Consider the following 25346-nt stretch of genomic DNA (forward strand, 5'->3'; position numbering starts at 1 on the left):
GTGAAGCAGACAGTGCCGTGCCGGCGAACGGTGCGGAGGGTGTCGGCGAGGACCGAGCAGCCCACCAGCTCCAGTACGGCGTCGACACCCTCCGGAATCAGCTCGCGCACCTGGTCGGCGATCGTGCCGCTGTCGACGAGGGAATGGTCGACGCCCGCGGCCCGCAATTCCCCGGCCCGGTCCGGCTGCGGGTGGTGGAGAGCACGGTGGCTCCGAGGCCCTTGGCGATCGTGGCCGCGCTCAGCCCGACCGTAGAGGTGCCGCCGCGGATCAGCAGCTTCTGCCCGGCCTTGAGGTCCAGGCGGGTGGTCAGCGATCCGTAGGCGGTCTGGAACATCTCCGGCAGCGCACCGACGACCTCCCACGGAGCCCGGTCTCGAACGGGATGACCTGCGCCGCGGGGACGGTCACGTACTGGGCGTACGTGCCGTCGTAGGAGCGGCCCATGCCGCCCATCATCGTGGCCACCTGCTGTCCCGGCCTCAGCGAACTGTTCTCGTCGACGTCACCGACCACGCCGACGCCCGTGAGCGCGCCTACCCGGGCCGGCGCGGCCCCGGTCGCCGCGCCGGTCAGCGCAGGCGCGGGCATGGAGTTATCGGCCAGTGCCGGCTCGCGGCCGTGACACCGAGCACCAGGGCGATCGTGTCAGTAACTTCTGCGTGCGGGTCATGCCGATTCTCCCTTGTCTGCGGGAGCAGATCACGGTGATGAGTGTGAAGGAAGCGAAGAAAGGTCCCTGCGAGAGCGATGTCGGGGTCTTCCGCATCGACCGTCAGGGCGGCTCCGGTCCGGCTCCGCCAGAGCGATCCGCGCTCCTGGCCGGTCGCCAGGTGTAGTTGTGCCAGCGCGCACGCCGGCTCGGCGACATGCATGAGGTCCCGGTCGATCTTGGCCCGGTCCACCGTGCCGGGTTCGACGGGCAGGACCGTGAGCATCTGCTTCGCGGATCTGAACTGTCGGCAGGTCGCTGGTGGGTCGGCGAGCCGCGGACAACATCGCCGGGTCATGGCCCACGCCGATCACTGTGCCGCTCACGCCGACACAACTGCCGTGGGCTCGACAATCCCGGACTCGGACACGTTCTCACAGGTCATCGAGATGCATCTTCCACGATCGGGAGTTACACCGAACGTCTTACACTCCCGGCCCTGGCCATGCTCCCCAGCCGCGAAGGCTGACCCCCTTTCCCCTCATCAGGGGCCGCATGGATCATCGCTCCCCGGGCGGCCAGCGAGCAGCCACGCGTCCTGGACACGAACCCCTTCGCACGAACGGCCCCCCTCTGCTGGGCGGCGACGTTTCAGCGCGGGCGTCTCTGGGGCGAGCAGGCTGGTGAGCTCGGCGATCACCTCCGGGGAAGGCTTGAAGTAGCGGCGGACGTTCTCCGGCTTCTCGCGCCGGAACTTCGCCAACACGTACGGCATGAGCGCTTTCAGCCACACCCAGGCCCCTGGGTCTCCCGATCGTACGAAGGACCGGAATCAACCCGCCAACAAGGTAAGGAGCGCTTGAGCCGGCGAGCTGATCGCAGAGTGGCGGACAACCCTTCAGCGCGGCTGCGTCAGCGTCTTTGCGGTCCCTCGAGCCGAAGGCAGGCGATGTACCCAGGTGCCGAGGACGCCGGCGAACGGTAGAACGTAAGGGTGAGGGACGAAAACAGCCCTGCTGAGGATGCACGGCCGCACCGGGCGGCGAGGCCGATGATCGACTACCAGGCGCTGTTCGCGGTCACGCCCAGCCCCTGTATGGTGCTGGGCCCGGATCTGGTGCTCGCTGACGTCAATGAGGCGGCTTGCCGGGTGACCGGCCGCGCTCGGGAGGATCTGCTCGGGCGGTACCTCTTCGATGCCTTCCCCGACAATCCGGCGGACCCGGATGCTGACGGGGTGCGGAATCTGCACGCCTCCCTGCACCAGGTCCTGCGCTCGAGGGAGCCGGACACGATGGCGCCGATGAAGTACGACATTCCCGTGGCCGACCCGCCCGGCATGTTCGAGGAGCGGTGGTGGTCCGCGATCAACACCCCGGTGCTCGGACCTGATGGGGAGGTGGAGTGGATCATCCACCGGGGGGAGGACGTGACCTCGTTCATCCTCTCCCACCCTCGCCCGCGAGAAGGCCGTGCGCTCAGCGACGTGGAGGCGATGGAGGTCGAACTGTATGCGCGCGGACGAGAGCTCAAGCGAGTGAACGAAGAACTGCACCAAGCCCACGCCCGGGAACGCCGGGTCGCCGTCACCTTGCAGGAGGCCATGCTTCACTCGCCCCATTTGGCCCGGCACCAGGACACCGCGGTGCGCTACCTGCCCGCCGCCGGGTCATTGAACGTGTGCGGCGACTGGTATGAGGTGGTCGACCTGGCCGAGAACAGATTCGCTGTCGCGGTCGGCGACGTCGTCGGTCACGGCCTGGAGGCCGCCGCCGTCATGGGCATGCTCCGCAGCGCGCTGTCCGCGGCCGTCCTGGCCGTCGAATGGCCCGCGAGAGCCTTGGACGTCCTGGGCCTGTATGCACGCTACGTGGAGGATGCACTGGCCACCACCGTCGTCCAGGCTGTCATCGACCCCCGCACTCGCCGCATCGTGTACAGCAGCGCCGGCCACCCGCCCCCCGTCCTGCTCCATCAAGACGGCACCTGCGACCTTCTCGACCAGGCCACGGACCCTCCGCTGGGGGCCCGCCCCAAACACGTCCCCCGCATCCAGGCCGGCCTGCCCTACACCCCCGGCGACACTCTCGTGCTCTACACCGACGGTCTCGTCGAACGCCGCGGCGAGGACATCGACGCCGGCTTGCAACGCCTCACCGATGCGCTCGCCCGCCATGCCCACCACCCTCCCGAACGCCTCGCCGACGCCCTCCTCGCGCACCTCGGCGTCAGCAGCGGCGCCCGCGACGACATTGCCCTGATCGTCATCCGCCTATGACCCGCGCGCCGCCCGCTGAGCGCCACAGGCGGCGGACCCCGTCGCTGAAACGGTCAGTCACACCTGCGGTTCGCCGGCGCCTGCACGGTGTGCGGCCACACCGCGGTACTGGACGGGGACCGAATCTGCCGGCTGTGCCGCAAGCAGGCCGCGCTTTCTTGACGAATCCGGTGTCGTCGATGATCAGGACGCCGTCGGTGGGGCCGAGGTGTTGGCGTGGGGCACTCGTCGTCCTCTCGAAGTCAGACGACGGCAGGCGCGACACCTATCGTGCGCGCCTGCCGCATTGCGGCCTTTCAGTCCTGCGGTGCGACGCGGATACGGTTCCCGTCAGGATCGGCTGCGAGGAAGGTCAGCCCGAACCCCGCGTCATGAGGCTCGCGCAGAATCGTGACCCCCTTGGAATTCCACTGCTTGAAGGTCGCGTTGAGCTCGTCGGGTCCACCGTCGATGGCCAGGCAAACCTCACTGGTGCGGGGGACTTCCGGTGACAGATCCTCGAACTGGCCAGACCACAGAGCGAGGTCAGCGCCTGGCCCGAGGTCGAAGGTGATGTATCCCGAAGTCTCGAACGAGGGGCTCATGCCGAGGAGGTCGCCGTAGAAACGAGCTGCGGCGGGAGCGTCGTTCACGTAGACGATGGACACGACGGATGTGGTCATGGTTGTTCCTTCTCACAGGTCGTAGGTACGCATCCACCAGCCTGACCGGGATATGCGCCGCATCGTGTCGCAATTCCTGAAAAAATTGGTGTGTGACCCCAGACCGTTTCTTCTCCCTGATCCTGCTCCTTGAATCGAGGGATGCCGTGACCACACAGGAACTTGCCTCGGCGCTCGGAGTGTCCCTTCGAACCATCACCCGAGACCTGAACTGGCTCCGCGACGCCGGTCTGCCGGTGACCGCACACCGGGGCCGCCTCGGAGGCGTGACCATGCTGCCCGGGTCCGGGCTCGACCTCACGCGACTCACGCCGGGCGAGCGTGATCATCTGTCGCTCACCGGGCTGGACGAGAAGCAACTTGGAGAGCTCAACGCATCGGTCGAAAGCCGGCGCGCGCTCTCCAAGATCGTCGCTACACAGCCACGTCGAGGTCATGAGCTCTTGCCGCTCACCGACGTAGTGCACGTGGACAGCCGTCCCTGGCGTCAGGCACGAGCTTCCGGCACGACTCCGGCTTCGCTGATCGGCGCAGTGCGGCGAGGTCGCCGGCTACGGATCGAGTACGACAGCCCACGCGAGTCATGCCCACGCGACCTGGTCGTGGATCCCTACGGGCTGTTCGCCAAGGCCGGCATCTGGTACCTCGTCGCCGACTGTGCCCGAGTGCCACGGATGTACCGACTCGAACGGATCACGACGTGGAAAGAAGTCGACCAGCCACGACGGATCCGCGAGAGCCAGACCCTGGCCACCGTCGCCGCAGCGCTCATTGATCAGTGGGAGCACAACCACGCGATAGAGGTCAGCGCCACCATCGACCAGACCCAGATCGAGCGAGCGCAACGGATCTTTGGCCTACGACTCGTCCCGGACGACCATGAAGAATCCGCCACCGGCCGCAAGGTAACGATCCGCTTCCTGCATCTGGAGGACGTGCGAGCACTACTGCCGTTCGGGAGCGCCATCACTGTGCACGGCCCCACCGAAGCCAGGGCTCACCTCCGCGACCTCGCCACCAATCTTGCCCACCACTATGCGCCGTCACCAACGTCCTGACCCGCAACAACTAGGGCGGAGCCGGAGTTCAGGTGGAGAAACGCCTCAGCGGGAACCCACGGCCCCGGCGGCCTGCTGCGAGGCCATCCGGCACGCGGACACTGCCGTCCCATTGATCACACCGCCCGCGGTGAGGCCGAACACGCACTGCTCGTGGTCGCCGGTCGGGCAGCCAATGGGGATGGCATCCGCGGTCTCGCCGTCCTGGACCTCGCGCGCGGCCTGGTTGATCCAGGTGACGTCGACGGCTTCCTTGGTGGGGTAGTGGGTCGAGCCTACGGTCATGCCTCTGGGCACAGGTGGTCTCCATACGGCCGCGATCTTCCTGCATCACCTTCCACCACCGGGCGATGGAGGCGCAGCAGTACGCGGAAAGGTCTGGAGCGCGTTGGCCGACGGGGAACATCACCACACCCTTCGTCAGCAACCGCGACTTCCGCTCGCCGCCATTCCGGCTGATCAGCAGTCAGATGGAGGTTGGCACCGGCTGGCGGGCCCTACTGGCGGGCTCATGTCGTGACGAGTTCATCCCAGTGGTCGGCGAGGCAGGGATGGGCTGGGGGACAGGCCCCAGGAGTCCGCTGTTGGGGGGCTTGGAGTTCGTCGATGGCGTCCTTGACCGCGTCTTCGGAGACGGCGGGGCCCGAGCGGGGGAGGGCGTAGCCGACGCTGGGGCCGGGGGAGGGGTGGGGGCTGGTGTCGGCGTGGTGGGGCACTGGTGTGTAACAGCTCCAGTCCAGGAGGTTCAGGCGGTGGATCTGGCCGGCCCAGTGCTGGGCGTCGTGCATGTCGCCCTGACGCAGGTGGCGCAGGTACAGGCTCAGGGCGGCGGTGGTGCTGTCGGCGCCCGCGGCGTAGTGCCACCAGAACTGGGCTCCTTTTTCCTGGTCGGCGAGGTAGAGCAGGCAGGCGAAGGTGAGGGCGCCGTCGGGGTCGCGGACGGTGTCGAAGTCGGTGGTGTGGCGGGCGGCGCCGTGGTGGTGGACGGCGCCGCGGCACAGGGTGCGCAGGTCGTGGGCGGCCTGTTCGTGCAGGGCGCCGGGGAGCTGGTGAGCTCGGGCGCCGGATGGTGCGGTGCTGAGGAACTGCACCCAGCGCGGCTCGTGCAGGTTGCTGGCGAGGTGGTGCCAGGCGCTGGCCAGCTCGGCGGTGGTGTATTCGCCTTGGAAGACGCGGGCACGGCGTAGGGCCTCGTCGATGCTGCGCGGGGCGCGGGTCATGGGTCGGTCGCTCCTTGTCGGTGTCGTCCGTGGAGTCGGTGTCGGGGCTGTCGGCGCTTTCGTCGAACTGGAAACCCATGACGGCGGCCAGGCGGTGCTCGGCGGTGCGGCGGGTGGAGCGGACGGTGGCTTCCTGGATGCCCATGATCAGGGCGGTCTCCTTGGTGTCGAAGCCGAGAGCGTCGCGCAGAATGAGGACGTCGAACTGCCGCTCGCTCAGCTTTGTCATCTGCCGGTACAGGTCCCCGTTCGGGTACGTGAGGCACTGAACCGGCTGCGGCGACAGCTGCGGTCCGGCACATGACAGCGCCCTGAAGCCTCGGACGAACGGCGGCGTCCCGAGTCGATGCCGGGGCAGTGGCCTCCGGCCTTCCAGGCCCGCGTTTGTCCTGGCCAGGGCCCCCTGCTGCCGGCCGCGTGACCGCGCTCTGGCCGCAGCGAGGTACCGGCTGACGGGCGGCGGGTCGGAAGGTGCAGGACCGCGGGCGCGCTGACGCGGACCCGTGGTTTGCCGATTCCAAGCCCCGCCCCGCCTCGCCGGCTCCTCCCCACTCAGCCGAGCGCCGCCTTCCCCTCCGGGGGCAGAATGCCGCGAACGTCCGCGGAGGCAGTGTCCCGCCCCGTTTCAGGAGGAATCCTGCCGCTCGTCTCCCGTACGGGAGACGCCCTGTTCGGGCGGGGATGTGCGGCTGTTCGCCTGGTGCCAGGCGGTGTACAGGATCCCTGCGGCCGTGCTGACGGCGATGATCTGCTCGATGCAGCGTTCGCAGATCCGTCGCGGGGCGCAAGGCCCGCACCGTGGCGGTCAGGGCTGCGTCGAGCGGGCCGATGTGCCCGTCGTAGAAAGCCCCGGCGAGTTCACGCGTCGCTTCGTCGTAGAGGAAGACGACGCCCCGCGGCAGGCCGAGTTGGTGCTTCTTGACGCGCAGGTAGCCGCGGGAGCTCTTCTCGACGGTGCCGAAGTCGTGCCCGGCTGGACGGGTGGCCCATACCAGCAGCCATCCCTCGGCTGGATCGGCGCCGGGGGTGAGCGGCATCGTCAGGCTGCGGCCCGGCGAGTGCTTCAGTCCAACAGCCTGTGTTGAAAACACCGGTTGCGGGAGCCATGATCACTTCATGGTCGACTATGTGCCCTCCCCGGACGAGGTAGCCGCCGCACAGTCATCCAACGGCGGATGGAGTAGGAAGCAACTTGCAGAGTGGGGGATCCCCTGGCCCCCGCCGACGGGCTGGCGCCGCTACCTGGAGGCGAAGTGGAGAGGCGAGGAGGTCGCATCGCTGCTCCATGATGAGCCGGAGCAGGACACCTTGTTCTGAAGATCTGAAGATCTGAAGAGCGGCATCGGCCGACCGTAGGAGCATCGCCGGTACCGCCCCGGCGGCGGTGGTCACCGTCCGCTCGCGGTGATGGCCGTTGCGGACCACGAGGCGGCGGCCGGTCGCTGCCTTGGTGACGCTTGTCGCGATAGAGCGCAGGGTGTGACATGGCGACAGTTCACCGATCACCAGGGAAGCTCATCGAGCGGTTCCTGCCGATGGGTGAGTACAGCCGGGCGGAGGTCAGGCGGGCGGGGTGTCGGGGCGGGCGTCGTACACGGCGCGGGCGGCGTCGATGTGCGTCAGGTGCGTGATGCTCCACTCCAACAGGGGTGCGGTGGCTTCACGGAGGGTCCTGCCCATCGGAGTGAGTTCGTAACTGACGTGCGGCGGCATGACGTTGCGGACGGTCCGTGTAAGGATCCCGTTGCGTTCCAGGCCGCGCAGGGTGACGGTGAGCATACGCTGGCTGATCCCGTCGACGGCCCGCTTGAGTTCGGTGAAGCGGCGCGGCCCCTGGCTCAGGTTACGCACGATGAGCAGCGACCACTTGTCGCCGACGATGCCGAGCACTTCACGGGCCTGGCACGGGTCCTCCGGCCGTGTCGGCCGCGACTCGCCGCCCACTGTGCCGCTCATGGTTACCTCCAGAGAACCGGGGCACCGAAATGTGCCCTATTGATCGGGTGCGGCAGGTGCAGCACGATGATTTCGGTTCCTGAAGAGTACCGAGGCACAAACAGGAACCGTAATGCTCGCGCGCCTCCACACCCCGAAGAGGAAATAATTCCCCTTATGTCAACTTTTCTGCCGGTACACGGCGCCTGGCACAGTGGCCGGTGCTGGGAGCGGGTGGTCCCGCTGCTGGAATCGGCCGGACACCGCGTGTTCGCGCCCTCACTGACCGGCTACGGCGACAAAGCACATCTGCTCGGTCCCGAGGTGGGGCTCGACACACACGTCGCGGACGTCGTCAAGCTGATCCACGAGGAGAACCTGACCGAGGTGGTGCTCGTGGGACACAGCTACGCGGGGCTGGTCGTCTCGACCGTGGCCAACGAGGTACCAGAACGAATCGCGCACCTGGTGTACCTCGACGCGATGGTCCCGGAGCACGGCGAGACTGCCGTCGACGTGCAGCCCATGACCCAGAACCTGATCGACCTGGCCGCCAAGTCCGACAACGGCTGGCGCATCCCGCCGCTGCCCGAGATGCCTCCGCCCCTCGGTCTGTTCGGAGTCACGGACCCGGCGGACGTCGCATGGCTACGCGCGACGCTCTCCGACCAGCCAGTGGGCTGCCTGCGGCAACCGGTCCGGCTCGACAACCCTGCCGTGGACTCCATTCCGCGCACGCACATCCACTGCGTCGGCGCAGAGCCGGAAGGCATCGTGCGGCGGCCCGTCCCCGCGACACAGCCCAACGGCTCCCCAGCACGGATACGGGAACTGCCGACAGGGCACGACTGCATGATCACCATGCCGGCGGACCTGAGCGAACTGCTGCTTGAATCCACCCTTCGGTAGCGTCCGGACCGTGACGGCGGCAGCGAGCCGGAGAAGGCCCGCCACCGTCGGACAGCGGCCCAGCCCACGAAGCGCCCGCTTCGCGAGAGAAGCACCATAGGGCCTTATGTGAGGTCACTTACTGTCCATAACAAAGCCGTTGGATGTGGCGGTGGGTGATCAGGCAGACGGCGAGCCCGAGGAATGCTTCGTGGATGTCGTCGCGTCGTTCCCAGCGGATGCGCAGGCGGCGGAAGCCGTGGAGCCAGGCGATCGTGCAGCTCGACGACGTAGCGGAAGGTGCCCAGGCCAGTGCCGTGTGGCTGGCCTCGCTTCGCGATCACGGGACGGATGCCTCGTTGCCAGAGCAGGCGCCGGTATTTGTCGTGGTCGTAGCCGCGGTCGGCCAGCAGCGCGTCCGACCGCCGGCGCGGTCTGCCGACCCGGCCCGCGACGGCCGGGATCTTGTCGAGCAGCGGCAGAAGCTGGGTGACGTCGCCCTCGGTCCATCCTGGGGGTCGGTGGCTACCGATGACGAGCGCGGTGTCGCCGCTCTTCGCCTCGCCGGTCGCCAGGTGCCGCTCCATCGCGAGCGGGATCGAGGCGGCCGAGGTGTTGCACCGACGACCCACGGCGATCACGACACCGCGCGCGGCGCCCTCGTCGACTTCTATCTGTCGGCCGAGCACCGTGACCAGCCCGGCACCGGTTGCCCCACCGCCGGATTCGCAGGGGACATGGCTCGCCAGCCCACAGCCGGGGAGGTACGCGAAACCTACGCAGCCGGAGTCCAGGAATTCGCCGCATGGCTGTCCACCGACACCCACGACGGCCTTGCCATGGTGGCCACTCTGCTCGGCGCCATCCTGCTTGCCCGGGCCACGGCGGGCACCGAACTGTCGGAGAAGATCCTGGAGTCGACCCACAAAGCCCTGACCGCACCCCACGGGCCTTGACCCGGAATCCTCGACACGGGCTGTGCGGCTGGGGCCAAGACCACGTGGTCAAGCGGTTGTGGGCACCGGAGGCCACCTGACCCCGGGTGGTTTCGCCATGTGGGAGTCCCAGTTCACCGAGGCGGAACTCGCCGCCGCGATCGACGAGGCCCGGCACGGCGGCGAGCTGTGGCCGCTCACGCTCATGGCACGGCGGGCATCATGATGGCGGTGGCCGCGGGAGTGGAAACGTCGAGCACTGCACCTGGGCGCGGCCGGGTTTCGACGAGCCGGTCGAGACCGCCGGGAAGATGGCCCGGCAGGGCATGCAGGTGTGCGCGGCCATCGGTGCGAACTGGCGACGCAACTACGCCGCCAAGTACGGTCAGGCCATCGTCGACCGGCTCATCGAGAGTGTCCGGTGGCTCGACGCGCAGGGGGTGCCACTGGTCGCGGGCACCGACGCGGGCATCCCCGACGCTCCGTTCGATGATTCCGCCGGGAGCCTGGAACTGTTCGAACATCTGGGGTTCCTTCGGGAGCGGATCCTGGCACCGCGCGAACGAGACGGCGGGCGCGGCCGGCCTGCGGGAACACACCGGCCGCCTCGCTCCCGGGCTCGACGCGGACCTCCTCATGGTCGACGCCGATCCGCTCCGGAGCATCGCCGCACTCCGCGCTGCCGAACTGGTCGTGACGCGCGGCCGTCTGCACCAGGTCGACCGCGAAACGATGACTGGTCGGACGTGTAAGACGACCCCGGCGCGGTCGGGGAGATCGCGATCAAGGGCTACAACATCATGAAGGGCTATTACAAGCGCCCCGAGGCCACCTCGGAGGCCATCAACCAAGGATGGTTCCGCCGGAGATCTGGCTCGCAAGGACATGGACGGCTTCTACTTCGTCGTCGACGGGGAAGAGATCAAGGCCGTCGTCGTCAAGAAGGCCGGCGACGGTACGACTGAGGCCGAGCTGACGGCCTGGGGAAAAGAGCAATTCGCAGGCTACAAATACCCGCGCATCGTCGAGTTCGTCGACGCCCTGCCCATGACCGCCACCGGGAAGATCCTCAAGCGCGAACTGTCCTGGAAAGCACGGCCGTCTCCGGCGCCACGGGTTCCCTGCGCACTGCCCACGCCTCGCGGCTGTCACCCTCGGACCAAGGTCACCCGGGGCGCCGGCAGTCCGGCCGCCGCCTTGGCCATGTTCTTCAAACGCGTCGAGTCAGCCCAGCAGCGGTGGCGAACCGTGAACGCACCCCACCTCGTCGCCCTCGTCCGCGCCGGAGCCCGCTTCGAACGCGGCCTCCTGGTCGAGCGGCCGAAGGCGGCGGTGTGATGCACGTAGCCGCCGACCCGGGAGGTCGTGGGCGCGAAACAACCGCACCGTCGAGGACGCTGCCTGGTTGTCCCAGCCAGAAGCCGCCCGCCGCCTGGGCGTCACGCTCATCCGTGTCGGGATGCTCATCGCCAACCGCCGTCTGATACCAGCGGAGAACCCGGCCGGCCAGGCTGGAGTCACAACCGCCAGCGTTCAAGCCGAGGAAGCCTGGCGAGCGAACGCGACAAAGAGGGCGAAGCCCGCCCGCCTCCTCAAGGACACGATCAACTGGTTCTGATCACTGATCCACAAGTCTTGACGACAGCTCTTCTCGAAGCTGGCCGCCTGGTCGCCCTGTGGAGCTGCCCAGGTAGCGTGATCACAGCCTGCCGTGGAAGAGGGGGAGTTCGTGACATTGAGGTACACCCCACGCCCTCGCCACTACCACCAGGGTTTACCCCGGATTACACCCCTTGATTGACGACGCTCAGCCCCGGACTTGGCAGGGTTGCGCCAAGAAGCGGGGATACCCGCAAAGCCCACGTGACCAGGGGGAATCCATGAAGATTGCACGTAGACGAGCCGTGCTCGCGTCCGGGATCGCAGCACTCGCGCTCCTCGGACTGACCAGTACGGCGAACGCGGCAGCAGAGTCCGCGCTCGCGGCGAGCGACCGCAGGGACGTCTGCTTCACCGGCGCGTGCGGAAGCGGAACGATCACCTATTACGGGCCGGGCAAGACCTACGCCGACGTGGCCCTGTCGGTCAACGACACGGCCTGCGACAACCACAACCCGAAGATCCGAATCCGCGAATACGGATTCGGCGGCGGCGGCACCAGTTACACCAACTACGGTTCCTGGCATGTCAACACGAAAGGCTGCCACGGCGGCTACGCGTCCTTCAACGGCCTGAGCTTTGAGGACGTCCGGGGCATCTACGCCATCGCGGTCGAGATCTGCAACAACGGGACCTGCAGGGTCTCGGGGCAAATGGTGAACCCGTACTGGTGACATGAACGTTCGCCGGACCCGTCCGGCGGCCGGTTCGCCCTCAAGCGCGGCCGGAAGGCTGCGCAAACCCGACGAATTCCAGCGCCTGTTCCTCGCCGCCGTTGCCCCGTACGTCGATCGCGACATCCTCGCCGAACAGATTGCCCGCGAGGAACACCAACGCCGCGCCCTGGCCGACTTCTTGAGCGGCTGGGACGCGGCTCCCCGCAGACGCAGCGGGTCCGGCGGGCGCCGCCGGGGCCGTCGCGGCAGCCGAAGCCGCACCGGAGACCGAGGCCGCACCGGGGGCTGGATACTTCGCCGCCCATCCGTTCAGCAGCCGCTGGTAGGCGTCCGGGCGCGGCGACTTCGGCTCGCTGCGGCCGTTCTCCCAGTTCTTCACCGACTGGGTCGTGGTCTTCAGCGCGGTGGCGAGGCGGGCCTGGGTGATGCCGGCGGCCTCACGCAGCCGGGCCCGCTCCGCCGGCGGCGGGTGCGGCTCCTCGTTCAACAGGGCGTCGACGGACGCGAACAGCTCTTCCTCAGATGCCATGCCCCTGAACCTTCACGTCAGAACCCGATTCCGCTAACCCAAAAATTAGCCCGCTCGGGCACGTGTCCCCCGGCGTAGCGGGCGCCGAAGCCGCCCTGAGGCAGGATCTGCTGCGGGCACGCGAAGGGCTGCAGCAGCTGGCAGGCCGATCGGGCCGCCTGCTCCGCAGGCGGTGGACGTTCAGTCGTTGCCCTGGCCGCGCCCTACGGTGCCCCTGGTCGAGGGAGGGCCGCTCGGCGGGCTCCAGGTCCGCAGTGCGACGGCGAGCCTGGAAGAGCGGATCCGCTGCCACCTGTACGGTTCCGCCTTTCGCTGTTCCACTTGCGGAATGCGCTGGCGAGACAACGGCAGTTCATGGTGGGTCGCCGGCGTCGTGTTCGGGTTGGTTCTCGTGGGTCTGGGCGCCTGGCGCATCGGGCCGGCGTACCACCGCGAGCACCAGCAACGGGTCGTGTCGGCGTGTCCGGCATCAGGCAGCAGACTCACCCTCACGGCCTTCGTCTCGATCGGTGCACCTTGGTCGGAGCACATGATTAAGCGAAGGCCGCTTCAATGTCCGGCGAATGCCCAGGTGAGTGATCCAGTTCGAGATGTCGTTCGAGGCCGGGAGCCAGGCACGGGCACTGCTGCCTCAGCTAGCGAGCAGGGCCTGCATCCACTGGTCTTCGCGTTGCTCGATGTATTCGGCGTCGTTTCGCCAGGCGTCGCCGTGGCCCTCAGCCCACAGCCTTGCCCAGGGCTGGGCTCCTTGGGCTGCCTGGTCGCGCAGGAAGTCGTGCATGGAACGCGTACGGCGCCCCAGTAGAGGGACCACCCGACGACGTTCGGGCTCAGCGAGACCGTAGGCGTCGGCGAAGACTCGCAGTCGGTCCGCCGCGTCCGGACTCTGCCAGTCTGGATGCGCGGACAGCGGGATGAACCCGTGAATCGCGTATGCGACATCCCACAGGCGCGAGCCGGGACCTGCAGCGTCCCAGTCGATGAAGGCCCACCGCACCTCGTCTGCGACCACGAGGTTCCAGGGGGCCAGGTCGTTATGGGCGATGATGTCACTGCCCTCAGCGGGGATCAGCGTCTGCCACCGCGCATCGGACGGCGGCGTGAAGTCCTGCACGGCGTCGTGGAAGTCCCGGATCAGCCGTGCCACGCGAGCCAGTTGTCGAGCGGGTTCCATCAGCGAGAACCGGTCGGGCCAGACCACATCTCCCGTCATGAAGGTCAGGACCTCACGCCCCTGATCGTCGATGCCGAGTGGGCGAGGTGCCGCGCCGAATCCCACCTCGTGCAGGTGGGCAAGCAGGGCATGCACAGCGGGAGTCCATGGTCCGGCCGGACGGCGAACGGTGTCCCCGACGCGAACGACACCATCACTGACGTTGCCACCGGACAAAGGCTGTTCATCATCGTGCCGCATCGGACCAGTGTGTCGGATCAGCTCGTCATGATCATCCCATTAAGGGGGAGCGTCAGAGTAGAGGCGGAGGTTAAAGAACAAGCTGACAAGACTGTGCGGCTGTGAGATACCCAGACTGGCCACCCGGTCGGCGAACCACTCACCGCCCAGAATTCGGTCAACGCGGTGGCGGTCTCCCCCGACGGCAGCCTCCTCGCTACGGCTGGCAGGATGGCGCAGCTCTGGACCAAGACAGCTCATGCGTCTGGACGGTGGAGAGCGCACTGCCACAACCCCATACGGAGCTGTGCACCCTTCAACAGGCAGGATCGCGCAAAAGGAACTCGCCGTACGTCGCCCGCCTGACTTGCCTCAGCCGCTGCTGTTGCTGTGCTGCCGCCTGTCGATCTGCCTGATTTCGCGTCCTGGAAGGCAACCAGTCCCCACGCGCCTACTGCACCCAGCGTTGGGCCCCTCAGCGCTCCCACAAGCCCCGCCACAGCTGCATTCACGAGCCCAGAAGGCACACGAATCGGTTGAACGCCGCGCCCGTACGTAACTGCCATTGCTCACTTATCGGGTGCCGACGGGGGTGGATCAGACGGGGCCGTGTGTGGACGCGCTGCACGGGTGTCGTCGGCGTCCGCTGCGGGACTGTGTGACGGCCCGATTGGGTTGAGGACCATTTCTCCACCCACAAGTTCGTCGCCTTCCACCGAAGCCTGAGGATCTACGACGCGTTCTTCCCTCGCGAAACGATTCCGCCACCGCGCCAGCCCGATGAAGCCGACGCGGAAACACGGTGGGGTCTCTGGAAGGTGGACGGTCAGATGCGGCATAGTGGACCTCGTTCCCTTTGAATCCAAAGCCTTTGTTTTTAAAGGTATCCGGAAGAGGTTGCTGATGTCCACGGAATCGGACGGTCCAGCCGTCAATGAGGCCGTCCGCACCCTGCTGTTGCTCATGCCACGGCTCGTGGGCCGCGCCAAGCGTCTGCCCATACCTCCGGCGCTCAAGGGTCTTGACCTGGCACCGCGACACCTTGCGCTGCTGGCCCACCTGGAGTACGACGGCCCCACCAGCATCAACGAGCTGGCTGCTCGGCTGGAGGTGGCCCCGACGACCGTCAGCCTCATGGTCAGCGAGCTGTCACGGCCGGGCGTCCTGCAGCGCAACGCCGATCCCGCCGACCGCCGCCGCCGCATCATCGCCATCGCCCCCGCCTACGCCGCACCGATCGGCGAATGGCTTTCTGGCAGCGCCTCTGCCTGGGAATGCGTCATGCGCGGTCTCGACCCCGCGGAACGCGCCACAGTCATCACCGCCCTGCACGCCTACGAAGCCGCCTTGGAGCAGGCGGGCGACCAGCATCGGAACGCGCAGCTGCGTTAGTGGGCTTGGCGGAGTCGACACAGCGTGGCCTGCTGACACAGCCTTTCGCGGCACGACGTCGGCGACTCGCTGTCGTCGTCCGCGCCTGATCACCCGCCCGGCCCATGACCCAGGTGTCGCACCGAGCGCGCCTGCCACAGACCAGCGGTGATCTCGGTGTGTCCGGCCGCAGCCCGGTCAGTTCCCCGATCCGGCATGCGCCGTCCGCCGGGTGCACGCTCGCCCGGGCTGTGACGTGGCCGCACTCCTGGCACACGGTGTGGTGGTGCGGCTCCCCGGTGATGCCGTAGCGGGTCGGGCACAGCGCAGCCCGCGTCGTGCGACGCGGCCGCGGTCCTGGGACCAACGCCTGATCGGCGAACGACATCTTTGCTGTTAGCAGTGCAACTGCACACCAGTGGCACTCTCCGGGCACAGACTGCACTTCATCTACTGGCACAACGTGACCGGTGACGGCGGTGGCGAGCCGCTGGAGAAGGACGGCGTGGGCGAGCTCGCGGACGCGATCGCCGAGTCCTTCGGGTCGTTCGCGGGCTTCAAAGCGCAGCTGACCAAGGCCGCGGCCACCACCCAGGGCTCCGGCTGGGGCGTCCTGGCCTACGAGCCGCTGAGCGGTCGGCTCATTGTCGAGCAGGTCTACGACCAACAGTGCAACGTCGGCCAGGGCTCCGCCTCGATCCTGGTCTTCGACGGGGAGCACGCCTTCTACCTGCAGTACAAGAACCAGAAGGTCGACTTGATCGAGGCCATGTGGGGCGTCGTCAACTGGCAGGACGTGACCAGGCGCCACGCCGCCGCCAAGGAGCGCGGCGACAGCCTGCTGCTCGCTCCGTGAAAGCTTGCAGTGCCATGACGTTGTGACCGCGTCTGCACAGACCTCCTGCTCGTGATCGTCTTCTCAACCTTCACTGCAGGAGGCAGAGCGAGGGGCTCCCGCAAGGACGTGACTTGCGGGAGCCCTTCGGTTTCGCCGCACCCTGATGAGGCGGCAGGGGGCCGCCGCCGGCGGCACGTGGTCGCCGATCCTGTCGGTGCTCAGGCAGAGGGAGCAGACCGGGCGTCGTGCGTCTGGCAGGCGGCCGCATCCGGGCGCTCGAAATGCTGCCGGCAGAAGAGGTGGCACTCGTAGGTGAGCTACCGGATTCGCCCGTTGAACGTTCGGACAGCCATCGGTTGGCTGTTGCTTGGCGGCCGCAATGCAACGTCGGCAGATTGCCGATATCACCGGTCGCGCGTCGCTGGCCAGCTCGTCGGCCCTTGTGTTCAGGTTGTGTTCAGGATCGGACGAGCCTCGGGCAACGCGAGCACCAGAAGCGCCAAAACTCTGGCAAAGGGGTCTGGGGCGAAGGCCGGGCCTCATGTCATCGTGCCTGCCATGTCGACTGATCACCTCACTCATAACCGGCCCGCGGGCCACATCCGTCACGCGGCGAGCAAGGTGCCAGAGGTGACCGTCTACTTCTGGATCATCAAGGTACTCACGACCGGCATGGGCGAGACGGCCTCCGACTGGCTCGCCCACCTGCTCGGCCCGATCCCCGCGGTCGGTGTCGGCAGCATCGCCTTGGTGGCCGCCCTGGCGGTCCAGTTCGCCGTCCGGCGGTACGTGGCATGGGTCTACTGGACGGCGATCGTCATGGTCAGCGTTTTCGGGACGATGGCCGCCGACGTCCTGCATGTCGGCGTCGGTGTGCCGTACACGCTCTCAACCCCGTTCTTCATGGCCGCGCTGACCGCAGTCTTCGCCCTCTGGTACCGCAGCGAGGGCACCCTGTCGATCCACAGCATCCACACCCGGCGACGCGAGACTTTCTACTGGGCGGCCGTTCTGGCCACGTTCGCGCTGGGTACCGCCGCTGGGGATCTCACCGCCACGATCGGCCTCGGCTACCTGGGTTCCGCCGTCCTGTACGCCGCCGCGATCACCGTTCCGGCCGTCGCTCACCGGTGGGGGAGCCTGAACTCGGTGGCCGCGTTCTGGGGCGCGTACGTCATCACCCGCCCGCTCGGCGCCTCCGTCGCCGACTGGATGGCCGTCGGCCACGGCCGGGGCGGACTCGGCCTGGGCCTGGGGCCGGTCACGCTGTCCTGGACGGTGGCAATCCTCGGCTTCGTCGGCTACCTGGCCGCCTCTCGCAAGGACATCCGGCACGACGTCGTGCAGTGATGCGCGTGTGCCGCCGAGCGGGGCTGATGTCACCCGGCAGGCAGGCTGACGACGAATCGTGCCCCGGGCGTGTGCCCGGGGTCGTACGTCACCTCGCCGCCGGCGCTGCGTGCGAGGCGTCGAGCCAGCGGCAGCCCGAGGCCCGCACCGTGGTGTCCGTCGCCGGGGTCCGCACGTTGACCGGGCTCGAAGAGCCGTGAGGCGAACGGGCGCGGTACGCCGGGCCCGTCGTCGATGACCTCGACGCGTACGCCGTCGGGTGCGCGGTAGGCGTGGACGGCAGCCTCGGAGTGGGCGTAGCGGCAGGCGTTGGTGAGGAGCGGGCTGACGATGCGTTCGAGGAGGGCGGCCGGGATTCCGGCCACCAGAGGTGGGCCGTCGGCGGTGACTGTCAAGTGAGCCGGCACGTCCAGCAGTTCGGTGAGTCGTCGTAGCGCGGGCAACACCTCAGCGGTGCCCGGCGCGGTGAGTGTCCCGCCGCGGGCGTCGTCCAGGAGGGTGTCGCAGATGGTGCGCATGGACTCGGCGGCGTCCGCGACGACCTTGTGGGTGGCGCGGGTCTGGTCGGCGGTGCGGGGGTGGGTCTGCCACCAGTCGAGTTCGGCGATGATGCGGCTCAGGGGCGTACGCAGCTCGTGCGAGAGTTCACCGGTGAGCTGCCGCTCGTGGCGCAGAAGGGTGCGGATGCGGTCCAGTATGGCGTCCAGCGACGTACCGAGGCGGGCGAGTTCGGCCGGATGCCGCCTGCTGCCGAAGCGCTCTTCGGAGGTGACGGCGCTCCACTTGGTGGCCTGGTCGGTCATCGTGCGGACCGGGCGCAGCGCGCGTCCTACCGCCAGCCGGGTCAGGGCGTAGGTGCAGGCGAGCATCACGACGTCCAGGGCGAGTGATCCCAGGAGCAGCGTGTCGGCCGAACTCCGGTAGGGGGAGAGGTCGAGCGCCGTGACCACCGTGGCCTCGCTCTCCTTTCCGGACACCGGCTGCGAGCACAGCCGGAGGGGGCCATGGACGTCGGCGGTGATGCACCGCCGCCCGCCGCGCCCCGCGAGTGCGTCGGCGACCCGGGTCAGGGGGTCGGCGTTCGGCGGCTCTTCCAGCAGGCGTCGGCCGGCGTAGATCCAGACGTTGGTGTCGAGGAGCTCGTCGTTGGAGGTCTCCAGGACGCGTACCGTCGTGCCGCTGGTGTCGACGGTCGTCGCGACGGCGGCGGCACGGGTGCGCAGTTCGTCGTCCGCCTGGTGCTGGAGGCGGTGCTGGGCGACGACGTTGAAGGCGACGGTGAGGACCAGCATCAGCAGCGCGGCCGTGGTGAGGGCCACGAGTGAGAGCCGGCCGCGCAGTGTGCGGGGCGCCAGACGGTGGAGGAAGGCGGTCACGCCGGACCGTGGTCGGTGGCGGGTGCCGCTCATGACAGGCGGTGGCCGACCCCGCGGGCCGTGCCGATCGTCCGGTCGCTGCCCGCCTCGCGCAGCTTGCGGCGCAGTCGGGTCAGGTACTGGTCGAGGGTGTTGTCGTGGACTTGGGCGCCCTCGGGCCAGGCCGCCCGGACCAGCTCGCGGCGGCGCACGATGTCGCCGGAAGCCGCCATGAGAGCGGCCAGGAGACGGAACTCGGTCGGTGTCAGGTCGACTCGGGTGCCTCGGACACTGACCACGTGCCGGACGGCGTCCAGCGCCAGGTCTCCTGTTGTGGCGGCAGGCGGCGGCGCGGCCCGTTTGAGGGCTGCGCGCAGGCGGGCCGCGAGTTCGGCGAGGTGGAACGGCTTGGGCAGGTAGTCGTCGCCGCCGGCCGAGAACCCGGACAGCCGGTCGGGCAGGCGGTGATGGGCGGTCAGGAAGATGACAGGGGAGAGGAATCCGTTCGCGCGCATCGCCTGGCACACGTCCCGTCCGTCGGCGTCGGGAAGCCCGATGTCGAGTACGGCGGCGGAGATGTCGGGGGTGGCCAGCCGCAGGGCGGTGGCGCCGTCCGGCGCGGGCACGGGGTCGAAGTCCTCGTCGCGCAGTCCGCGCATCAGCACGTCACGCAGGGCGTGATCGTCCTCGACGACCAGGATCGTCCGGCGCATGGTCCTCCCTCTGCTCTCGTGCCAGGTCCGTCTGTTCCGGCGCCGTGTCCGTCCGGCCGCCCGCTGTGCTGCCCATCGGTCCTGCCGTCCTGCGCGCCGTGTCCGTGTCCGTCGTGCCGGGGGTCCATCGATCGGGGAGCCAGTGGGCCACGGCGCACAGGCACAGGCCCAGCCAGCCGAGGGCGAACAGCCAGCCGCCGACGACGTCGGTGAACCAGTGCACTCCGAGGTAGACGCGGGTCAGTCCGACCGACGCGCCCCAGCCGCCGATGACCAGGGTGAGCGGGGTCCGGCCGCGTGGGCCGCGCACGCGGACGGCGATGATCAGCAGCCCCGCGGTGAGGGCCGCAGTGGTGGCGTGACCGGACGGGAACGCCCATCCCGAGGCATGCGTCGCCCAGTCCGCCAGGGGTGGTCGCGGCCGGGCGACGAGCGTCATCACCGTGTAGCGCAGCGCCTGGCCCGCCCCGAGGCAGCCCAGACAGACCGCGACGGCCAGCACGCGCTGCCGGCGGGTGCGCCCCGCGATGACCCCGGCCAGCACTGCCAGCGCGAACGGGAACACACCGGTCCCGGTGCCGGTCAGCCCGCGGGCGAAGGCCACCGCCACGTCGGGCCGGTGGCCGACGGACCACGAGAGGAAGTCGGCGTCCGCGAACAGCGGTATGCCGTCGTGGCCCACCACGACCATGGTCAGCACCCCGAACGCCGTCCACGCGCCGAGGCCGCAGCTGCCGGCCAGTTCGGCGACCTCACCGCGCTTCACGACACCACCAGCAGCGGCCGCAGGCGGGTGCCCGCCAGCCGCAGGGCTGCGGCCTCCGCACGCCTGCGCAGTGCCGACATGGCGAGCAGAGCAGCCAGAGCGCCCACCACGACCCCTGCCAGCACGTCGTGGGGGTAGTGCGCCCCGACCCAGACCCGCGAGACCGCCATCGCGCAGGCGGCCACCGCGGCCACCGCGCCGAGCCGGCGGGAGACGAACAGCAGGGCGACGGCCGCCGCGGCGGCGATGGCCGCGTGGTTGCTGGGGAAGGACCAGTCGCCGGGCGCCGGACACGCCTCCAGCGTGGCCACCCGCAGGCTCCGGCAGGGCCGGTCCTCGCGCACCAGCAGCTTCAGCACCGCATCCGCCCCGTAAGCCACGACCACGACGAACGGCATGGCGAGCGCGGTCACCGACGCGGTGGCACCCAGTCGCCGGGCGCGCCACCAGCCGACGGCCATGAGCAGCGCGAACAGGGCGAGCCCGTACGTCGACCACGCCGAAACCGTGTCGTCCAGCCACGCGGGAGCGTGCCGGGCGAGGTTCACCACGTCGGTGTAGGCGGAGCCGTCGACCGACGAGCCATTGAGAGCGAGGATCATCCGCGGGCCTCCTTCGCCTTCGCGGCCCGGTGCGAGCGGTACACCTCGGAGGCGACCGGGATCAGCGACAGGGCCACGATCACCGCGACGATCGGCAGCAGATACCGGTCCACGTTCGGCACGGAGGAGCCCAGCGCGTATCCCGCCAGAGTGAGACCCAGGCTCCACACCAGCCCGCCGGTCACCTGCCAGACGGTGAACGTCCGAACCGGCACCCCCAGGGCGCCCGCCATCGGGTTCAGGACCGTGCGCACCACCGGAACGAAACGGGCCAGGACGATCGCCTTCGCGTGTCCGTAGCGCTCCAGCAGCTCCTCCGCGCGTTTCGCCCCCTCGTGCAGCCGGGCCGAGCGGCTGCGGGCGAGCAGGGTACCGCCCGCTCTTCGGCCCAGGAGATATCCGCACTGTGCGCCCGCCAGCGCGCCCACCGCCGCGGCGATCAGAAGCGGGGCGAGCGACAGCTTCAGGCCGCGGTCGTCGGCGCCCGTGCACAGCAGACCGGCCGTGAACAGCAGCGAGTCGCCCGGCAGGAAGAAGCCGATCAGCAGCCCGGTCTCGGCGAACAGCACCACGCCCACGCCCAGCACGCCGAAGGCGGACAGCAGCGACCGGGCGTCCAGCACATTGACGGCGAGCTGCGACGATAGGTGCATGGCTGTGGTCATCGTCGGGAGCCCCTTCATTGTTCTTCCGGACTGCCGGATGCGGCGCAACGGTTGCAGGGCGGCATCCGACGACTGACTACAATCCTGTAGACGGTCTACTGAACTGTAGACGATGGCGGAATGAGGAACGTTCCCATGACCGACGCGAGGGACGAGAGGCGGCCGGCCGGCGAGCTCGAAGCCGCCGTCATGGCCGCGCTGTGGGCCGCCGGGGCCCCGCTCACGCCAGGGCGGGTGCAGACCGAACTCGGTTCCGGCCTGGCCCGGACGACGGTGGCGACGATACTGACGCGTCTACACGAGAAGGGCGTCGTCAGCCGTGAGCGGGAGGGGCGTGGCTATGCCTACTTCCCCGTGCAGGACGCTCCCGGCCTGACCGCCCGGCGCATGCACACCGAACTCGACCGGGACACCGATCGGGAGACGGTCCTGGCCCGCTTCGTCGCCCAGCTCAACCCCGGCGACGAACAGCACCTGCGCCGGCTCCTGGAGGGTGACGAGTGATGACCGCTCTGCTGCTCCTACCGCTGGTTCTGCCCTTCCTCGCGCCGACGCTCGCCCGCCGAACGCTAGACCGCCTGGCCCCCGCCACCGCGCTGTGGGTCCTCACCGCCTCGGCCCTGGCACTGGCGGGAGTCTGCGTCGCCGCCCTCGGCGCCCTGGTCCTGACCGGACTGCTCAAACTCCCCGCCTTCGCCGCCCTCGGCGAACTCATCCACCCCCTGCGAACCCCCTCGGACTACCTCGTCCTCCCTGCCGCCATGGCGGCCACCGGAGTGCTCACCGTCAGCGTCTGGACCCTTGCGCGCTCGGCCTTCCGGCAGACCCGCGCCTTCCGGACCGCCCGCATGCAGGCCGACCGCCGCCCCGCCGCCGGTGACCTCTGCGTGATCGATTCGCCCGATCCGGACGCGTACGCCCTGCCCGGACGGCCCCACCGCATCGTCGTCACCACCGCGATGCTGCGCAGCCTGGGACCCGCCGAGCGTGAGGCCCTCTTCGCCCACGAGCGCGCCCACAACCAGGCCGGCCACCACTACTTCCTGGCCGCCGCCGAACTCGCCGCCCACTGCCACCCCGCTCTCCGCACCACCCGCGCCACGATCAGTCTCGCCGCCGAGCGGGCCGCCGACGAGGCCGCCGCCGAGGTCACCGGAGACCGGCGCCTGATCGCCACGGCCATCGCCCGCGCCGCCCTCGCCGGAAACGCCTCTGACTCCACCCGCCCGGACTTCGCACCTGCGGCGACGACCGGCCCGGTGCCGCAACGCGTCGCCGCCCTCCTCGCACCCTCCGAGAAGCGCTCGCGCACCACCCGCCGTACCGCGTTCCTCCTCGTGGCCTGCACGGTCCTGTCCGTCGCCGCCGGAACAGCCGGCGTCGTCGACTTCCACCACGAGGTCGAGGTCGCCCAGGGCGAGGAGGGTCCATGACCGCCTCGGAGCGGTGTTCGACCACGAGGATCACTCTGTCCGCCGAGTGATCACCCTCGGGCGAGGATCGGCTCCAGCAGCCGGAACAGGTCGCCGGTGGCATCGGCGGCACCCAGCGCGGTGAGGGCGCCGAGAGCCGGAACGGGCGCCGCCGGCAGCCACAGCCGTGGCGGCGGCGCGATCTGGAGAGCGGCGATTCGGCGGGTGACCGCGCGGTCGGTGAAACCGAGTCCGCGGGACGGCTCCCGGCGTCCGGCCGTGAGTGTTGCCCGCGCGAGAGCCAGGGCAGCGCAGCCGCGGTCGCCGACCACCGCGGCCGCTCGCTCGTCGGCCCAGCGTTCCACGAGGAAGACGACCGCGTGCCGGACCGGGGTGAGGAACGGGTTGACCGCGCCGGCCAGCGTCGCGGCGGTGCACAGCCGTGCGTGGCGGTGGGTCAGGTGGGCCCGGTCGTGGGCGAGCAGGACGCGGCGCTCCTCGGGCGAGAGAGCGCCGAGCATCGTGCTGGTGACCAGGATTCGGCCCGGTGAGCCCGCGCTTCCCGGGATGGCGAACGCCTCGGCGACGGGGGAGGCGGCCACGATCAGTTCGGTGTCCGGCGGCTGCCCCTCGCACAGCAGCCTCAGGCCCCGGCGGGTGAGGTACTCGGCTCGGGCGGCTCTGAGGAACCGGTGGGCCAGGAAGAGGAGCAGTGCGCAGGCGGTCAACGCGACGGCCTCCGGGACCGGCTCGGGAAGCGGGCGGCCGTCCTCGCGGGCATCCGCGACCACCGGGGGAGCAGCGCCGACGAGGGCGGCGGCCAGCAGGAGCAGGGACCTCGCCGCCGCGCTCACGACGGCGGCCCCGGCCAGGACGCGGGTGGCGAGCGCCGGTGCCACCCGGCGGCCGACCCGGCGGCCGACAGCGGCGAGGAGCAGGGTGTGTAGACGTCGACCGTTCCTAGGGACTGAGCGGGAGTGAGTCAGTTGCCAGTCTCATGCTCGGCCGAACGCCCCGGACGGTGTTGGGCGTTCTGGTTGCCCGCGTTCGCTCCGCCTCCGGGCGGCACGGATCGTATCCGTGGTCCGGGGATGCGGGGACGGGTTCCCTCACGCCCAGGAACACCTGGTCCGGCCTGGACGGTCCGATGCCTCTGCTCATCACTCCGGTGAGCAGGGGGCGGTGTCGTCCGTCGCCGGATCGGGTGTCCCTGGTCGCACCTTCCGATCGCCACGGCGGCAGCATCGTGGCGGGTGGCGGTGCGCGTGGTGGTGGTGAGGGGTTTCTGCCAGTGCTGGGCGCCCCAGCGGCTGGTGTAGGCAGGGTCGACGGCGATGACGGCGATGCCTGTCTGGTCGGCCATCGAGGCCAGTCGGGCGCGGAGTTTGCCGGTGGGCATGCCGGAGATCAGCCGGCGGAAGCGTATGCGGCGGCCGGGTTTCTCGCGGGTCTTCTCGGTGGCGAAGTCCAGGTCCTCCACCGCGATCGCCCGCATCCCACAGGCGCTGGCCCAGTGCAGGAGGCCGGTGAGGGCGTGGCGGACCTGGGCGTCCCGGTGTTCGGCGCTGCCGGTCAGGTCGTAGAAGAGGCGCCGCGGGCTGCCGGTGGGGTTGCCGTGGGCGTCGAGGCGCCAGGCGGCCAGGTGATCGGCGTTCACATCGACGCCGATCACCCCGTGCGCGAGCGCGGCGTCCATCGGGACGGTCTGTGAGACCGGAATCTGCCAGGCGGCCGTCAGGTACCAGCGGTCCCGGCCAATATCGAGGTGGATGCGGCAGGCGATCGCGTTCCCCGCAGAAACCCGCCCCACGGCCGAGACGCGCGACACGACACAGACCACCCACACTCACTCCCGCTCACCGAAACGCCCTTGAATGCACTCCAGCGGCAACGCTCCAAACCCTCATCGCTCGCCACCCCCCAGCAGGTCGCGCAGCGCGCGCTCCTCCTCCGGGCTCAGCCCGGTGACGAACTGCTGGAGCGCGGCAATGGGGTCCGGGCCCCGGTCGAGGGCCTCGTGCATGGCCTCGGCGGTCAGCTCGGCGGCGTTCTTCGCGGGCCGGTAGGCGCCGCGCCGTCCGTCCGCGTCCCGCAGGGTGAGCCCCTTGTCGTACAGGCGCCTGAGGATGGTGTGCACGGTGTTGTAGGCGAGACCGCCACCGATCTCGGCCTGAATCTCCGCCGGAGTCATCGCCCGGTCCGCCGCCCACAGGGCCGCGAGCACCTCGCTCTCCAGCTCACCGGCGTTACGCCGTTCGGCTCTGCCCCGCGGGCCTGTGCCAGCCATGACTGAGACCTTACAGCGTGTAGGGGTATGACGGTCTCGAGGTGCTGTCGTCTCGAGGTGCTGTCCCAGGCGTGGACCCTACAGCCTGTAGGAGTAAGGGG

26 protein-coding genes and 10 pseudogenes are annotated in these 25346 nt (G+C 69.3%); 15 read left to right on the plus strand and 21 right to left on the minus strand.

What is annotated here, in order from left to right:
* From ACIPFH_RS40255 to ACIPFH_RS40265, 3 genes and pseudogenes are all read right to left on the minus strand, one after another.
* Positions 1-543 (minus strand): annotated as a pseudogene (locus tag ACIPFH_RS40255) (zinc-binding dehydrogenase); the annotation flags it as partial.
* Between the two features lie 29 nt (positions 544-572).
* Positions 573-938: a hypothetical protein gene (locus ACIPFH_RS40260; protein ID WP_401834553.1), complete on the minus strand. Its 366-nt coding sequence runs from the start codon at positions 936-938 to the stop codon at positions 573-575.
* A 381-nt stretch (positions 939-1319) separates the two neighbouring features.
* Positions 1320-1418: pseudogene (locus ACIPFH_RS40265) on the minus strand (site-specific integrase); the annotation flags it as partial.
* A 285-nt stretch (positions 1419-1703) separates the two neighbouring features.
* Here ACIPFH_RS40265 and ACIPFH_RS40270 point away from each other — a divergent pair.
* Positions 1704-2930 carry a PP2C family protein-serine/threonine phosphatase gene (locus ACIPFH_RS40270; RefSeq protein WP_401834555.1) on the plus strand — a complete coding sequence of 409 codons (1227 nt, stop codon included), beginning with the start codon at positions 1704-1706 and terminating at the stop codon, positions 2928-2930.
* 296 nt (positions 2931-3226) lie between these two features.
* Here ACIPFH_RS40270 and ACIPFH_RS40275 read toward each other — a convergent pair whose 3' ends face one another.
* Entirely contained in the window at positions 3227-3592 is a 366-nt protein-coding gene (locus tag ACIPFH_RS40275; protein ID WP_401834557.1) for a VOC family protein, read from the minus strand.
* A gap of 92 nt (positions 3593-3684) precedes the next feature.
* On the opposite strand from ACIPFH_RS40275, the gene ACIPFH_RS40280 reads away from it, so the two are divergent.
* On the plus strand, positions 3685-4650 hold the full coding sequence (locus tag ACIPFH_RS40280) for a helix-turn-helix transcriptional regulator (protein WP_401834559.1): 966 nt from the start codon (positions 3685-3687) through the stop codon (positions 4648-4650).
* Between the two features lie 45 nt (positions 4651-4695).
* Here ACIPFH_RS40280 and ACIPFH_RS40285 read toward each other — a convergent pair whose 3' ends face one another.
* From ACIPFH_RS40285 to ACIPFH_RS40295, 3 genes and pseudogenes are all read right to left on the minus strand, one after another.
* Complete coding sequence (locus ACIPFH_RS40285; RefSeq protein WP_401834560.1) at positions 4696-4935, minus strand: hypothetical protein; 240 nt, start codon at positions 4933-4935, stop codon at positions 4696-4698.
* A gap of 224 nt (positions 4936-5159) precedes the next feature.
* Positions 5160-5870: a hypothetical protein gene (locus ACIPFH_RS40290; protein ID WP_401834562.1), complete on the minus strand. Its 711-nt coding sequence runs from the start codon at positions 5868-5870 to the stop codon at positions 5160-5162.
* Positions 5871-6039: 169 nt separating this feature from the next.
* A pseudogene (locus tag ACIPFH_RS40295) lies at positions 6040-6099 on the minus strand (hypothetical protein); the annotation flags it as partial.
* Between the two features lie 502 nt (positions 6100-6601).
* Between ACIPFH_RS40295 and ACIPFH_RS40300 the strand changes: the two are divergent.
* Both ACIPFH_RS40300 and ACIPFH_RS40305 read left to right on the plus strand, forming a co-directional pair.
* On the plus strand, positions 6602-6955 hold the full coding sequence (locus ACIPFH_RS40300) for a hypothetical protein (protein WP_401834564.1): 354 nt from the start codon (positions 6602-6604) through the stop codon (positions 6953-6955).
* 31 nt (positions 6956-6986) lie between these two features.
* Positions 6987-7187, plus strand: a complete 201-nt coding sequence (locus ACIPFH_RS40305) for a hypothetical protein (RefSeq protein WP_401834566.1) — start codon at positions 6987-6989, stop codon at positions 7185-7187.
* Between the two features lie 243 nt (positions 7188-7430).
* On the opposite strand, the gene ACIPFH_RS40310 is transcribed toward ACIPFH_RS40305, so the two are convergent.
* Positions 7431-7826, minus strand: a complete 396-nt coding sequence (locus ACIPFH_RS40310) for a winged helix-turn-helix transcriptional regulator (protein WP_401834567.1) — start codon at positions 7824-7826, stop codon at positions 7431-7433.
* 156 nt (positions 7827-7982) lie between these two features.
* Here ACIPFH_RS40310 and ACIPFH_RS40315 point away from each other — a divergent pair, with 156 nt between their 5' ends.
* Positions 7983-8714: an alpha/beta fold hydrolase gene (locus ACIPFH_RS40315; RefSeq protein WP_401834570.1), complete on the plus strand. Its 732-nt coding sequence runs from the start codon at positions 7983-7985 to the stop codon at positions 8712-8714.
* 118 nt (positions 8715-8832) lie between these two features.
* Here the strand turns inward: ACIPFH_RS40315 and ACIPFH_RS40320 are convergent.
* Positions 8833-9190 (minus strand): annotated as a pseudogene (locus ACIPFH_RS40320) (transposase); the annotation flags it as partial.
* Positions 9191-9220: 30 nt separating this feature from the next.
* Positions 9221-9310, minus strand: a pseudogene (locus ACIPFH_RS40325) (3-oxoacyl-[acyl-carrier-protein] synthase III C-terminal domain-containing protein); the annotation flags it as partial.
* A gap of 120 nt (positions 9311-9430) precedes the next feature.
* Here ACIPFH_RS40325 and ACIPFH_RS40330 point away from each other — a divergent pair.
* Positions 9431-9649: a hypothetical protein gene (locus ACIPFH_RS40330; RefSeq protein WP_401834572.1), complete on the plus strand. Its 219-nt coding sequence runs from the start codon at positions 9431-9433 to the stop codon at positions 9647-9649.
* 182 nt (positions 9650-9831) lie between these two features.
* Here the strand turns inward: ACIPFH_RS40330 and ACIPFH_RS40335 are convergent, their stop codons facing one another.
* The gene (locus ACIPFH_RS40335; protein WP_401834574.1) at positions 9832-10152 is read right to left on the minus strand and encodes a hypothetical protein; all 321 of its coding nucleotides are present in this window, start codon (positions 10150-10152) and stop codon (positions 9832-9834) included.
* A 361-nt stretch (positions 10153-10513) separates the two neighbouring features.
* Between ACIPFH_RS40335 and ACIPFH_RS40340 the strand changes: the two are divergent.
* The 4 genes and pseudogenes from ACIPFH_RS40340 to ACIPFH_RS40355 form a co-directional block, all read left to right on the plus strand.
* A pseudogene (locus ACIPFH_RS40340) lies at positions 10514-10633 on the plus strand (hypothetical protein); the annotation flags it as partial.
* 150 nt (positions 10634-10783) lie between these two features.
* Positions 10784-10966 (plus strand): annotated as a pseudogene (locus ACIPFH_RS40345) (IS256 family transposase); the annotation flags it as partial.
* Positions 10967-11033: 67 nt separating this feature from the next.
* On the plus strand, positions 11034-11246 hold the full coding sequence (locus tag ACIPFH_RS40350) for a DNA-binding protein (RefSeq protein ID WP_401834577.1): 213 nt from the start codon (positions 11034-11036) through the stop codon (positions 11244-11246).
* A gap of 262 nt (positions 11247-11508) precedes the next feature.
* A complete protein-coding gene (locus ACIPFH_RS40355; protein ID WP_401834579.1) occupies positions 11509-11961 on the plus strand; it encodes a hypothetical protein in 453 nt (150 codons plus the stop codon).
* 184 nt (positions 11962-12145) lie between these two features.
* On the opposite strand, the pseudogene ACIPFH_RS40360 reads toward ACIPFH_RS40355, so the two are convergent.
* Together ACIPFH_RS40360 and ACIPFH_RS40365 are read right to left on the minus strand one after the other, a co-directional pair.
* Positions 12146-12493, minus strand: a pseudogene (locus ACIPFH_RS40360) (helix-turn-helix domain-containing protein); the annotation flags it as partial.
* Between the two features lie 631 nt (positions 12494-13124).
* On the minus strand, positions 13125-13907 hold the full coding sequence (locus ACIPFH_RS40365) for a phosphotransferase enzyme family protein (protein ID WP_401834581.1): 783 nt from the start codon (positions 13905-13907) through the stop codon (positions 13125-13127).
* 882 nt (positions 13908-14789) lie between these two features.
* On the opposite strand from ACIPFH_RS40365, the gene ACIPFH_RS40370 reads away from it, so the two are divergent.
* From ACIPFH_RS40370 to ACIPFH_RS40380, 3 genes and pseudogenes are all read left to right on the plus strand, one after another.
* The gene (locus ACIPFH_RS40370) at positions 14790-15278 is read left to right on the plus strand and encodes a MarR family winged helix-turn-helix transcriptional regulator (protein WP_401834825.1); all 489 of its coding nucleotides are present in this window, start codon (positions 14790-14792) and stop codon (positions 15276-15278) included.
* 403 nt (positions 15279-15681) lie between these two features.
* Positions 15682-16113: pseudogene (locus tag ACIPFH_RS40375) on the plus strand (superoxide dismutase); the annotation flags it as partial.
* A 540-nt stretch (positions 16114-16653) separates the two neighbouring features.
* Positions 16654-17445, plus strand: coding sequence for a hypothetical protein (locus ACIPFH_RS40380; protein WP_401834583.1), 792 nt, complete (start codon positions 16654-16656; stop codon positions 17443-17445).
* 29 nt (positions 17446-17474) lie between these two features.
* On the opposite strand, the gene ACIPFH_RS40385 is transcribed toward ACIPFH_RS40380, so the two are convergent.
* Genes ACIPFH_RS40385 through ACIPFH_RS40405 form a run of 5 tightly spaced genes read right to left on the minus strand, consistent with a single transcriptional unit; the run spans position 17475 to position 21546 of the window.
* Entirely contained in the window at positions 17475-18854 is a 1380-nt protein-coding gene (locus tag ACIPFH_RS40385; RefSeq protein ID WP_401834584.1) for a sensor histidine kinase, read from the minus strand.
* Positions 18851-19513 (minus strand): response regulator transcription factor, encoded by a 663-nt coding sequence (locus ACIPFH_RS40390; protein ID WP_401834587.1) that lies wholly within the window; start codon positions 19511-19513, stop codon positions 18851-18853. Before ACIPFH_RS40390 ends, ACIPFH_RS40385 begins: the two co-directional genes overlap by 4 nt.
* Entirely contained in the window at positions 19467-20279 is an 813-nt protein-coding gene (locus ACIPFH_RS40395) for a phosphatase PAP2 family protein (protein WP_401834588.1), read from the minus strand. Before ACIPFH_RS40395 ends, ACIPFH_RS40390 begins: the two co-directional genes overlap by 47 nt.
* Complete coding sequence (locus ACIPFH_RS40400) at positions 20276-20881, minus strand: phosphatase PAP2 family protein (protein WP_401834590.1); 606 nt, start codon at positions 20879-20881, stop codon at positions 20276-20278. Before ACIPFH_RS40400 ends, ACIPFH_RS40395 begins: the two co-directional genes overlap by 4 nt.
* Positions 20878-21546, minus strand: a complete 669-nt coding sequence (locus ACIPFH_RS40405; RefSeq protein ID WP_401834592.1) for a DedA family protein — start codon at positions 21544-21546, stop codon at positions 20878-20880. Before ACIPFH_RS40405 ends, ACIPFH_RS40400 begins: the two co-directional genes overlap by 4 nt.
* 135 nt (positions 21547-21681) lie before the next feature.
* Here ACIPFH_RS40405 and ACIPFH_RS40410 point away from each other — a divergent pair, with 135 nt between their 5' ends.
* Positions 21682-22050 (plus strand): BlaI/MecI/CopY family transcriptional regulator, encoded by a 369-nt coding sequence (locus tag ACIPFH_RS40410; protein ID WP_401834594.1) that lies wholly within the window; start codon positions 21682-21684, stop codon positions 22048-22050.
* On the plus strand, positions 22050-22979 hold the full coding sequence (locus ACIPFH_RS40415) for a M48 family metalloprotease (RefSeq protein ID WP_401834595.1): 930 nt from the start codon (positions 22050-22052) through the stop codon (positions 22977-22979). The genes ACIPFH_RS40410 and ACIPFH_RS40415 overlap by 1 nt, the downstream gene beginning before the upstream one ends.
* Before the next feature lie 50 nt (positions 22980-23029).
* Here ACIPFH_RS40415 and ACIPFH_RS40420 read toward each other — a convergent pair whose 3' ends face one another.
* The 3 genes and pseudogenes from ACIPFH_RS40420 to ACIPFH_RS40430 form a co-directional block, all read right to left on the minus strand.
* Positions 23030-23857, minus strand: coding sequence for a M48 family metalloprotease (locus tag ACIPFH_RS40420; RefSeq protein WP_401834598.1), 828 nt, complete (start codon positions 23855-23857; stop codon positions 23030-23032).
* A gap of 61 nt (positions 23858-23918) precedes the next feature.
* Positions 23919-24762, minus strand: a pseudogene (locus ACIPFH_RS40425) (IS200/IS605 family accessory protein TnpB-related protein); the annotation flags it as partial.
* Between the two features lie 99 nt (positions 24763-24861).
* Positions 24862-25245, minus strand: a complete 384-nt coding sequence (locus tag ACIPFH_RS40430) for a BlaI/MecI/CopY family transcriptional regulator (RefSeq protein WP_401834601.1) — start codon at positions 25243-25245, stop codon at positions 24862-24864.
* Positions 25246-25346 lie beyond the last annotated feature (101 nt).

The sequence above is a fragment of the Streptomyces sp. NPDC088157 genome (assembly GCF_044741545.1).
GTDB lineage: Bacteria > Actinomycetota > Actinomycetes > Streptomycetales > Streptomycetaceae > Streptomyces.